This is a genomic window from Agathobaculum desmolans ATCC 43058, from assembly GCF_000701665.1.
Lineage (GTDB): Bacteria > Bacillota > Clostridia > Oscillospirales > Butyricicoccaceae > Agathobaculum > Agathobaculum desmolans.
In genome coordinates, this window is the sequence record NZ_JNJN01000066.1 from 1 (window position 1) to 10210 (window position 10210).

Consider the following 10210-nt stretch of genomic DNA (forward strand, 5'->3'; position numbering starts at 1 on the left):
GTGTTGCCTTTTTGCACTCTAAACATCCGTTTTGCTTTACTTTTCCTCAAAATTTTCTCGTATTATCCCCTTGACTTAATACCATTGGACTTTCCGATCATTCCACCGGCTGTGCCGGCGCATCCGGCTGCGCCGGGCGGTTCGCACCACCCGCACACAGCACCGCCAGTTCTGCCAGCAGCAGCACGCAGGCCGCCCCCGACAAGCAGCCACGTACTACCATTTTATCCGACCAGTCCAGCGCCTGCACTCCCATCAGGTGCACCAAGCCATATCCGCCCAGATCAGACAGCGCAACCGTCACCGCGACAGCGCTGAAAAATGCCAGCCCTGCCGGACGCGGCTTGCTGTACAGCATCCGCGCCAGATGATAGAACGCCAGCACCAGCAGCACATCCGCCACCAGCCCAAAGGCAAACGAGCTGAGCTTGGGGTCTATACAGGTCATCCGGTAATTGACCAGCAGATGCAGGCAGCTCCACAGCAGCGGCATCAGTGTCAGTGCAGCGCTGTGCTCGTTCATCGCATCGCCCTGTGCCTTAGCCAGTGCGATTACACAACCACCGGTGAGCACAGTCACCGCCGCATAAGCGATCTCCAGCACTCTGGCCCACATTGCCGCATCCTCTTCCACGCCGGTCATGGTCAAATACAAATAATACATACCGCCCGCCGCCATCAGCAGCCCGGAAATGACCGCCGCAGCGCGGAATCCCGCACTCCGGCTGCCCAAAAGCTGCTCAAACGGTGTTTTGCGATGTTTCCGCAACGGCGCGGCCAACACCGCATACACTACCGCACAGCACACAAACAGCGCCGACACGTAAAACACCCACGGATTCTCCACCGCCGGCAGTCCTGTGCCGATATCAAAGCCGTTCAGCAGATGCAGCGCGCGCAGGCCGATTCCGGGCACGCACAAAGCAGCCGTTGCAACCGGCAACGCTTTTATCCATTTCATCAGGGTCCCTCCCACTTATTGCTTCGGATACGGATTCAGTATATCACACCCATCCCGCCGCTTCAAGCAGGAAAAGCCCCGTGCCCCCTCAATGCAGCCGGCAGGTGCGCACAGCGCACCTGCCGGTTATCCATCATCAGCGTCAAAAACGGCTGGTCTTGGGCATCTGCGCTGCTTCCTGCGCGGAAAACTCGGTATTGGCCGGGGTTTCACGCTGCATCCCAAGCTTGAGCAGCACCGGCGTGATCAGCGTGGTCACAACCACTACCAGCACGATCGCCGGGAACAGATGTGCATCGATCAAACCGGCCTGTTCGCCCTTCTGCGCCACGATCAGCGCAACCTCGCCGCGCGATACCATGCCCAAACCGATCGATACAGCATCATACAGCGGAAAGCCCATCAGCCGCGCCCCCAGGCCGCAGCCCACGATCTTGGTCAGGATCGCCACCACCGTCAGCACAAGCGCCAGCACCGCGATCCGTCCGGTCAATCCATCCAGATTGGTTTTAATACCGATCGATGCAAAAAACAGCGGCGAAAACATCATATAACCCAGCACATTGGTCTTGCTTGCCACATAATCGCGTGTTGCTGGCAGGTTGCACATCACGATCCCCGCAAAATACGCGCCCGTGATATCCGCGATACCGAAAAAGCGTTCTGCCACATAGCTCATCAGCAAAGCGAAAGCCACCGCATAAATCGCGATCCGGCGGTGCTTGTGCCACATCTCATCCATCTTGATGAACGCCTTGTGCATGATCAAACCGATCACCAGCACAAAAACGAAAAACGCGATGATCCGGCCGAACACCAGCAGCGGCTGCACAGCGGGATCGGTAAATCCGGTCAGCACGGTCAGCACCACAATGCCGAGAATATCATCGATCACCGCCGCGCCCAGCACAGCCGTACCCACCCGGCTTTTCAGCTTTCCCATTTCGCGCAGGGTCTCCACCGTGATCGAAACAGAAGTAGCCGTCAGTACCACGCCGATAAAGGCTGCCTTGAGCATATTAAGCGGATCCACCGGATCATTTTCAAACAGCAGATACACACCGATGCCGCCGGCCAACGGCACCACCACGCCGATTACCGCAATGATGAAAGACGCAAAGCCGGTGGTTTTCAGCTCCTCCAGATCGGTATCCAAACCGGCATTAAACATCAGGATAATCACACCGATTTCCGCCGTTTTGATCAGAAAATCCGTTTCACCGACCCAGCCGAGACAGCTTGGCCCAACCAGCACACCCGCAATCAGCGCACCCACCACCTGCGGCATATGCACCCGTTCCGAAGTCAAACCGAATATTTTGGTAAACAGCATGATCAATGCGATCGTCAACAAAAAATCATATGACATGACAGCATCGCCCCTCCCACCTTAATAATCGCATGGATATCATTATACACCCTTTTTCTCATCCGGCCAGTATCTTTATGGAAATTTGTAAATTTATTTTTTGTTACGCTGTATTTTGTCGCAGAGGCAGCAAACGCCCTGCGGATACGGCTTTCGCCTCCATCCGCAGAGCGTTCCTGTTGGCGCAGCGCATCCGCCGCACCGGCCTTACTGCCCGATCCGGGGCGCATGCTCCCGGATCTCCTTGATCCGGTTCAGCCCGTCCTCCAGCCCATGGTACAGGCTGTCGATGTCCTCCGCGCTCACATTACGCTCGAGGAACAGCAGCTCGATCGCGTGGGACAACTGCACCATTTCGTTCGCCGTCTGCAAAAACCGCGGGAAATTATGCGAATTGATCGCATTGCGGAACTTTTCAATATCCCGCCGGATAAACTCCACAACCTCGCCCGCGCCCTCAAAATCCCCGTAGGAGATGGGATAAGGCGAAACGCGCTGCAAATAATACTTGTCCCGCTTGGTCACATTAAATACATAGGTAACGCACAATTCCGCTGCCAGCTCAAACTTGGCAATATACAAAATGCCGTTGCGCACCTCCTTGATCGAAGAAGCGCCCATCTGCCGCAGGGAAACATTGATAACATCACCGGAAAAACTGCTTGTAATCATAGTATCTCCTTCTTTCTCACCCTATTATACATCAGGCAAAGCGAATCAGTAAGTAGGCAGTGGAGATCGCAACCGATAACAGCATCATCGGGAAGCCAACCTTCAAATACTGCCCGAAACCGATCGGATGCCCGTGCTTGGCGGAAATACCCGACAGCACAACATTGGCCGACGCGCCGATCAGCGTGCCGTTGCCGCCGAGACAGGCTCCCAGCGACAGCGCCCACCACAGCGCGGTCACATCCATGCCATCCGCCTGCATGGACAGGATCAGCGGGATCATGGTTGCCACAAACGGGATGTTATCCAAAAAGGAGGACAGCAGCGCCGACCCCCACAGGATCAGGACCATCAGCAGCAGTGCGTTGCCGCCGGTCGCATTGACCAGTGCGTTCCCGAGCAGGGTGATTACACCGGTCTGCTGCATGCCGCCAACCACAACAAACAGCCCGGTAAAAAACAGGATGGTGGACCATTCCACGCCCAGCACGATTTCTTCGGTATCCTGCCTGCCGATGATCAGCATGATCGTTGCGCTGGCCAGTGCGATAATGCAGGAATCCACCCCCAGCGAGCCGTGGAAGGTAAAGCCCAGCACGACAACGCCGATCATCACAACGCTTTTGATCATCAGGCCGCGATCCGTGATCGAACGCTTTTCATCCAGCTGCATGACCGCCTGCATTTTTTCCTGCGCAACTGCCATTTTTTTGCCCCACATCAAGTAGAAGCAAACACAAACCACCGTCAGGATGATCACAACAGCCGACCCGGTATTGACCACAAAATCCACAAATCCCAGCCCGGCCTGCGAGCCGATCATAATATTCGGCGGGTCGCCGATCAGGGTTGCCGTACCGCCGATATTGGATGCCAGAATCTGCGCCAGCAGGAACGGCACCGGATCGATGCCGAGAATCCCGGTAATCGCAATCGCCATCGGGCCAACCAACAGCACAGTCGTCACGTTATCCAAAAAAGCCGAAAGCACCGCTGTCAGCAGGGTGAACAGCAGCATGATCCTCCACGGGTTGCCATGCGCGATCTTGGCAGCCTTGATCGCCACATATTCAAACAAACCGGAGTTGCGCACCACAGCCACAAACAGCATCATGCCGATCAGCACACCGATGGTATTAAAGTCGATATACCCTACCGCCTGATCGACCGACAGCACCCGCAGGCAGACGAGCACCACGCCGCCGGCTACCGCGGCTACCGTGCGGTGCACCTTTTCCGAAACGATCGCTGCCATGACCAGCACGAAAACCGCAACGGAAACCACTTGCATGATATTCAAATCGGATCCCCTCTTTTCCGCCCATTCTCCCCATACAGGAAGGATGTGCCTTCCATTTTGTTTTACAGTATATTATACTCCCGCTTTTCCGGGGTTGACAATGTTCTATTCCCCCTAAAATACCGGGGTTTCCTCGCAAAGTTTTGTGATTGCGCACAAACGCAAACCTCTTTCTTTACGCATTATTAACAAAGAGTATCTGAATTTATCTATTATGCGACAAACAGCCCCTTCGCGCACCCAACCGCTGCCGCACATCGCGCCGCCGTTTGGTGCAATATCAAAACCCCTGTTCCGATTGGAACAGGGGTTTTGGGGTTTCGCTTTTATGTAGCTAAAATTAGCCCTGCGAAATAGCGCCTACCGGGCACTCGCCCGCGCAGGAACCGCAATCGATGCAAGCATCCGCGTTGATCTCGTACTTGCCGTCGCCCTCAGCAATCGCGCCTACCGGGCAGCCGCCCGCGCAGGAACCGCAGCTGATGCATGCGTCACTGATAACATATGCCATTGGTATTGCACCTCCAAAAGTAATTTACAAACTAATTGTAACACAAGAAAGAAAAAAAGCAACAAAAAGCATCAGTTAGCCCTCGTTAACTTTTGTAAATTCCTTCGCTTTTATCAAATATAAGAAAATTCAAGATAATCTGTGAATTCATGAGAAATAACGAGATAACATTAGATTGATGCATCTGCGTTTCCGCTTTTGGTCAGAAATGGTCAGATTTTTCTCTTGCATTTATCCTCGCACTCTGATTATAATAGATACAAAGGTCAGGAAAGGTCAGATAAGCGGACTGAACCAAAGGAGTGGTAGCACATGAAAATGTCCGATGTCATCGCTGACTTCATCGGCGAGATGCTGTCCGAGGGCGGCGGCGTAGCCGAGGTGCAGCGCAAAAGCCTGGCTGACCGTTTTTCTTGCGTACCCAGTCAGATCAACTACGTGATCGAAACCCGCTTCACCCCGGAGCATGGCTATCTGGTGGAAAGCCAGCGCGGCGGCGGCGGATATATCCGCATCGTCCGGCTGATGGACAGCAAGCAGCGCACCCTGCTGCAGGCGGCGCGCAGCATCGGCGGACGGCTGACGCAGAACGACGCTGCGCGGCTGACACGCGCATTGGTTTCCGCCGAACTGCTGACGCAGCGCGAAGGCCAGCTTTTGCTCTCTGCCTGCTCGGACGGCGCACTGGCCGAGGTTGCCGAAAACGATCGCAATATTCTGCGCGCCTCGATATTCCGATGTGCCATTATGGGCCTTGCAACGTAAAATAATTTTCATTTCATCCTCTTGAAAGGAGCTGTGCATTATGAAATGCGAAAAATGCGGTAAGAATGAAGCAACAATGTATTATAAGGAAACCGTAAACGGTGTAACGCGCGAGCTGCATCTGTGTCCGACCTGTGCGCAGAAGGAGCATCTCGGCGGCGCGTTTGAGAACGCCTTCTCCACGACAGGTCATTTCTGGAGCGATCCGTTCCACTCTTTCCTCGGCGGCGGCTTCGGCAGCCTGTGGAGCGACATGCTCGGCACGCCGTCCGCTGCCCTGCTCGGTACCGAACGCAAGTGCCCCACCTGCGGTCTGACCGAGCGCGAACTGCGCCAGACCGGCCGTGTGGGCTGCCCGGACTGTTACAGCAACTTCGCTGATCTCCTTGATCCCTATATGCAGAAGATCCACGGCGCAACCCGCCACATCGGCGCCGCGCCCGCCGCACCCGAACAGCCAAAGGCCGATCCGGTCGAAGCCCTGCGGGCGCAGCTCAAGGAAGCGATTGAAAAAGAGGAATATGAGCAGGCTGCGCGCCTGCGCGATGAGATCCGCAGAATGGAAGGTGAGCAGAAATGAGTATGTTTACGATTCACGGCGGCTTTACCGGCCTTGCTGCGTCCAGCCGCGTCCGTCTGGCACGCAACCTAAAAGGCTACCCCTTCCGCCTGACCGAAGCGCAGCACAGCGAAATTGCCGAAAAGGTATTTGCGGCTCTGCAAAGCAATCCAACCATCGGTCCGGAATTTGAGAAGAAACAGATTATCCCGCGCTCGACCGAAGCGGCGCGCCTGATCGAAGAGCACCTGATCTCTCCCGAGCTGGCGCAGAACGGCGGCTGGTTGATCGTATCCCGCGACGGCGGCGTTGCCATCATGGTCGGCGAAGAGGATCACCTGCGGCTGCAGGTGATCGGCACTGGACTTTGCCCGAAGGAATGTCTGGAAACCGCAGACCGCATTGCCGCGCTGATCGAAAACGCTTTGCCGTTCGCCTATGATGCACGGCTGGGCTACCTGACCGCCTGCCCAACCAACGTCGGCACCGGTCTGCGCGCATCGGTCATGCTGCACCTGCCGATGCTGACCGCCACCGGCGAGATCAGCCGCATGACCGGCTATGCCGGCAGCCGCGGCTGCGCAGTGCGCGGCGCATACGGCGAAGGCTCCAAGGCCGTCGGCGGATTTTACCAGATCTCCAATCAGGTCACATTGGGCGCGTCCGCAGCCGAGTTGACCGGGCAGTTGGTCGAAACTGCCGCCGCCATCATCGATGCGGAAAAGAAGGCTCGCGAGCAGGTGCGCAGCCAAAGTGAAGCTGCCCTGCGCGACCGCATCCAGCGTGCCGCGGGCACGATGAAAAGCGCCTATCTGATGGAAACCAGCGAAGCGCTCACCTGTATTTCCGATGTACTCGTTGGTCTGCAAATGGGTTTTTTGACCGGCACAGACCCACAGGCATTGTACCGGCTGGAACAGGAGATCCGCCCGGCCATGCTGACCGGTGCGCCGCAGGAACGCGATCAAAAACGCGCCGCATTGCTGCGTGATGCGGCAAAAACCTTACAATTTGACATATAATTTTATCCTGCGGCAGGTCACATATCCGCCGCAAGGTGAAAACAAACTGTTAACCAACTTCACCTCATGAAAGGAGTGTTCCCTCATGTTTTATCAGAATCGTTTTACCGAGCGTGCGCAGAAGGCGCTGACGCTCGCCCAGGAAGCGGCCGGTTCGTTCGGCCACAGCTATATCGGCTCCGAGCACCTGCTGCTCGGTCTGCTGCGCGAAGGCGGCGGCCCGGCGGCGAAGGCGCTTACTGCCGCTGGCGTGACCGAGCAGGCACTCGTCCAGCAGATCGAGGCACTGTCCGGCCGCGGCACGCCCGATGCCTCTGCGCCGCAGGGCATGACCCCGCGCACCAAGCGCATCATTGAGCTGTCGATCCAATCCGCCGCACAGATGGGCACCGGCTATGTCGGCACCGAGCATCTGCTGCTCGGCATCCTGCGCGAAGGACAGAATGTTGCCCTGACCGCGCTGGCAAACCTCAAGCTCACCCCGCAGGCGCTGGCTGAAAAGCTCAGTGAAGCATTAGGCGGTGCGCAGCAGGGCAGCCTTGCCGACGAGAACGGCAGCCCCGCTTCCGGCGGCGCATCCGATGATGCGCTCAGCCAGTTTGGCCGCGATTTGACCGCTGCCGCCAAAGAAGGCAAGCTCGATCCGGTCATCGGACGGGATCAGGAGATCCAGCGCGTGATCCAGATTTTATCCCGCCGCACCAAAAACAATCCGGCACTGATCGGTGATCCGGGTGTGGGCAAAACCGCTGTTGTCGAGGGTCTGGCGCAAAAAATCGTTGCCGGTGATGTACCCGAGACGCTGCGGGATAAGCGGCTGGTCTCGCTTGACTTGACCGGCATGATCGCAGGCACCAAATACCGCGGCGAATTTGAAGAACGCATCAAAAAGGTCATCGAAGAGCTGACCGCAAAAAAAGATACCATCCTGTTTGTTGATGAGATGCACATGCTGATGGGCGCGGGTGCTGCCGAAGGCGCAGCCGATGCCGCCAACATCCTTAAACCCGCACTCAGCCGCGGCGAAGTACAGGTCATCGGCGCCACTACGCTGGATGAATACCGTAAAAACATCGAAAAGGATGCTGCGCTTGAGCGCCGCTTCCAGCCGGTGCAGATCGATGAGCCTTCGGCAGAGGATGCCGTCGCCATCCTCAAAGGGCTGCGCGACCGCTACGAAGCCCATCACCGCATCAAGATCCCGGATGAAGCCATCGAAGCGGCTGTTAAGCTGTCTGTCCGCTATGTAACCGGGCGGTATCTGCCGGACAAGGCAATCGACGTGATCGACGAAGCCTGCTCGCGTGTGCGTCTGTCCACCTTGACCGCCCCGCCCGATCTCAAGGCACTCGAAGAGGAGATCGCCGCACTTGCCGCCAAAAAGGAAGAAGCGGTCAAGGGACAGGATTACGAAAATGCCGCCAAGCTGCGCGACGAGGAAAAGTCCAAGCAGGATGCCCTCGAAGCCCGCAAGAAGGAATGGTCGGATCAGCAGACCCGCAGCCACGGCGCGGTAACAGAGGATGATATCGCCGCTGTGATCTCCGGCTGGACCGGTGTGCCGGTTGCACAGCTGACCGAGGACGAAGGGCAGCGCCTGCTGCATCTGGAGGATACGTTGCACCGGCGTGTTATCGGGCAAAGTGAAGCCGTCACCGCAGTTGCCAAGGCCATTCGCCGCGGCCGGGTCGGTCTGCGTGATCCCAAGCGCCCGATTGGCTCGTTCCTGTTCCTTGGCCCGACCGGCGTAGGCAAAACCGAGCTGTCCAAGGCGTTGGCTGAAGCTATGTTCGGCGATGAGAGCGCCATGATCCGCATCGATATGTCGGAATATATGGAAAAACATGCAGTTTCCCGCATGATCGGTTCGCCTCCGGGCTATGTCGGCTATGATGAGGGCGGACAGCTTTCCGAAAAAGTGCGCCGCCATCCGTATTCTGTCGTACTGTTTGATGAAATCGAAAAAGCGCATCCGGATGTGTTCAACATCCTGCTGCAGATCTTGGAGGATGGTGTGCTGACCGACGGTCAGGGCCGCCATGTGGACTTCAAGAACACCGTCATCATCATGACCTCAAACATCGGCGCACAGAAGATCACCGGCAAGAGCCGCAAATCGCTCGGTTTTGCCGAGGGCAGTGCATCCGAAGCCGAGCGCACCTTTGAGCAGATCAAGCAGGAGGTCATGAGCGAGCTGAAAAACGCAGTACGTCCCGAATTCCTCAACCGCATTGACGATATCATTGTATTCAACCGTTTGAGCGAGGATGAAATCGCGCAGATTGCGGACAGCATGCTGCGTCAGGTTGCATCCCGCATGCAGGATATGCAGATCGAAATGAGCTGGACAGAAGCCGCCAAAAAGCATCTGGCCAAGGCCGGTTTTGATCCGGTATACGGTGCGCGTCCGCTGCGCCGCGCAGTGACAAATGAGGTCGAGGATCTTGTGGCCGAGGCTTCGCTCAAGGGCGAGATCAAGCCCGGCGATCACGTCACGCTGGATGCCGAAGAAGATAAGCTGGTGCTGACGCCTGCCGGCAGCACCGCTCCCGCAGATGCGAAAAACGAATAACTTCCTTTCTGCAAAAGTGCTGCCGGAATGTTTCCGGCAGCACTTTTCTCGCTATACAATTTAAACCATCAAAAAGGCATCTGCCCGTTACGGACAGATGCCTTGTGTGCTTTTAACGGATCGCCGTCAGCGCTTACTTAGCAGCCTTAGCCGCCTTGATCGCGTCGATCATGAGCGGAGCAACCTTGAACAGGTCGCCGCAGATGCCGTAGTCTGCTACGTCGAAGATCGGAGCGCCCTCGGCCTTGTTGACCGCGATGATGCACTCGGAATCCTGCATGCCGGCCTTGTGCTGGATCGCACCCGAGATGCCCAACGCAACATACAGCTTCGGATGTACGGTCTTGCCCGTCTGGCCAACCTGATGGTCGGCAGACAGCCAGCCGGAATCGATCGCCGCACGGCTGCCGCCGATGACTGCGCCGTTGAACTCGGCTGCCAGCTCTTCCGCCAGCTTGATGCCCTTCTCAACATCCTTG

Annotated in this window: 10 protein-coding genes; 4 read left to right on the forward strand and 6 right to left on the reverse strand. The window is 56.8% G+C overall.

Going from position 1 to position 10210, the window contains the following annotated elements:
* Positions 1–97: 97 nt before the first annotated feature.
* From T363_RS0112850 to T363_RS0112875, 5 genes are all read right to left on the reverse strand, one after another.
* Positions 98–961, reverse strand: coding sequence for a hypothetical protein (locus T363_RS0112850; protein ID WP_031476439.1), 864 nt, complete (start codon positions 959–961; stop codon positions 98–100).
* 142 nt (positions 962–1103) lie between these two features.
* Positions 1104–2330, reverse strand: coding sequence for a cation:proton antiporter (locus tag T363_RS0112855; RefSeq protein ID WP_034972404.1), 1227 nt, complete (start codon positions 2328–2330; stop codon positions 1104–1106).
* A gap of 207 nt (positions 2331–2537) precedes the next feature.
* Positions 2538–3002, reverse strand: a complete 465-nt coding sequence (locus tag T363_RS0112865) for a hypothetical protein (RefSeq protein ID WP_031476442.1) — start codon at positions 3000–3002, stop codon at positions 2538–2540.
* 31 nt (positions 3003–3033) lie between these two features.
* Complete coding sequence (locus T363_RS0112870) at positions 3034–4293, reverse strand: ArsB/NhaD family transporter (RefSeq protein WP_031476444.1); 1260 nt, start codon at positions 4291–4293, stop codon at positions 3034–3036.
* 349 nt (positions 4294–4642) lie between these two features.
* On the reverse strand, positions 4643–4813 hold the full coding sequence (locus T363_RS0112875; RefSeq protein WP_031476446.1) for a DUF362 domain-containing protein: 171 nt from the start codon (positions 4811–4813) through the stop codon (positions 4643–4645).
* 312 nt (positions 4814–5125) lie between these two features.
* On the opposite strand from T363_RS0112875, the gene T363_RS0112880 reads away from it, so the two are divergent.
* The 4 genes from T363_RS0112880 (at position 5126) to T363_RS0112895 (ending at position 9731) form a co-directional block, all read left to right on the forward strand.
* Complete coding sequence (locus tag T363_RS0112880) at positions 5126–5578, forward strand: CtsR family transcriptional regulator (protein WP_031476448.1); 453 nt, start codon at positions 5126–5128, stop codon at positions 5576–5578.
* A gap of 40 nt (positions 5579–5618) precedes the next feature.
* The gene (locus T363_RS0112885; protein ID WP_051643280.1) at positions 5619–6158 is read left to right on the forward strand and encodes a UvrB/UvrC motif-containing protein; all 540 of its coding nucleotides are present in this window, start codon (positions 5619–5621) and stop codon (positions 6156–6158) included.
* Entirely contained in the window at positions 6155–7159 is a 1005-nt protein-coding gene (locus T363_RS0112890) for a hypothetical protein (protein ID WP_078097048.1), read from the forward strand. The genes T363_RS0112885 and T363_RS0112890 overlap by 4 nt, the downstream gene beginning before the upstream one ends.
* 85 nt (positions 7160–7244) lie before the next feature.
* Positions 7245–9731 (forward strand): ATP-dependent Clp protease ATP-binding subunit, encoded by a 2487-nt coding sequence (locus tag T363_RS0112895; RefSeq protein WP_031476454.1) that lies wholly within the window; start codon positions 7245–7247, stop codon positions 9729–9731.
* 133 nt (positions 9732–9864) lie between these two features.
* Here the strand turns inward: T363_RS0112895 and T363_RS0112900 are convergent.
* A partial coding sequence (locus T363_RS0112900) for an electron transfer flavoprotein subunit alpha/FixB family protein (protein ID WP_031476456.1) occupies positions 9865–10210 on the reverse strand: 346 nt, incomplete at its 5' end.

Excerpts from the sequence above, each read along its gene's own strand:
- T363_RS0112850 (WP_031476439.1), bottom strand. The coding sequence starts at position 961 with ATGAAATGGATAAAAGCGTTGCCGGTTGCAACGGCTGCTTTGTGCGTG.
- T363_RS0112855 (WP_034972404.1), bottom strand. The coding sequence starts at position 2,330 with ATGTCATATGATTTTTTGTTGACGATCGCATTGATCATGCTGTTTACC.
- T363_RS0112865 (WP_031476442.1), bottom strand. The coding sequence starts at position 3,002 with ATGATTACAAGCAGTTTTTCCGGTGATGTTATCAATGTTTCCCTGCGG.
- T363_RS0112870 (WP_031476444.1), bottom strand. The coding sequence starts at position 4,293 with ATGCAAGTGGTTTCCGTTGCGGTTTTCGTGCTGGTCATGGCAGCGATC.
- T363_RS0112875 (WP_031476446.1), bottom strand. The coding sequence starts at position 4,813 with ATGGCATATGTTATCAGTGACGCATGCATCAGCTGCGGTTCCTGCGCG.
- T363_RS0112880 (WP_031476448.1), top strand. The coding sequence starts at position 5,126 with ATGAAAATGTCCGATGTCATCGCTGACTTCATCGGCGAGATGCTGTCC.
- T363_RS0112885 (WP_051643280.1), top strand. The coding sequence starts at position 5,619 with ATGAAATGCGAAAAATGCGGTAAGAATGAAGCAACAATGTATTATAAG.
- T363_RS0112890 (WP_078097048.1), top strand. The coding sequence starts at position 6,155 with ATGAGTATGTTTACGATTCACGGCGGCTTTACCGGCCTTGCTGCGTCC.
- T363_RS0112895 (WP_031476454.1), top strand. The coding sequence starts at position 7,245 with ATGTTTTATCAGAATCGTTTTACCGAGCGTGCGCAGAAGGCGCTGACG.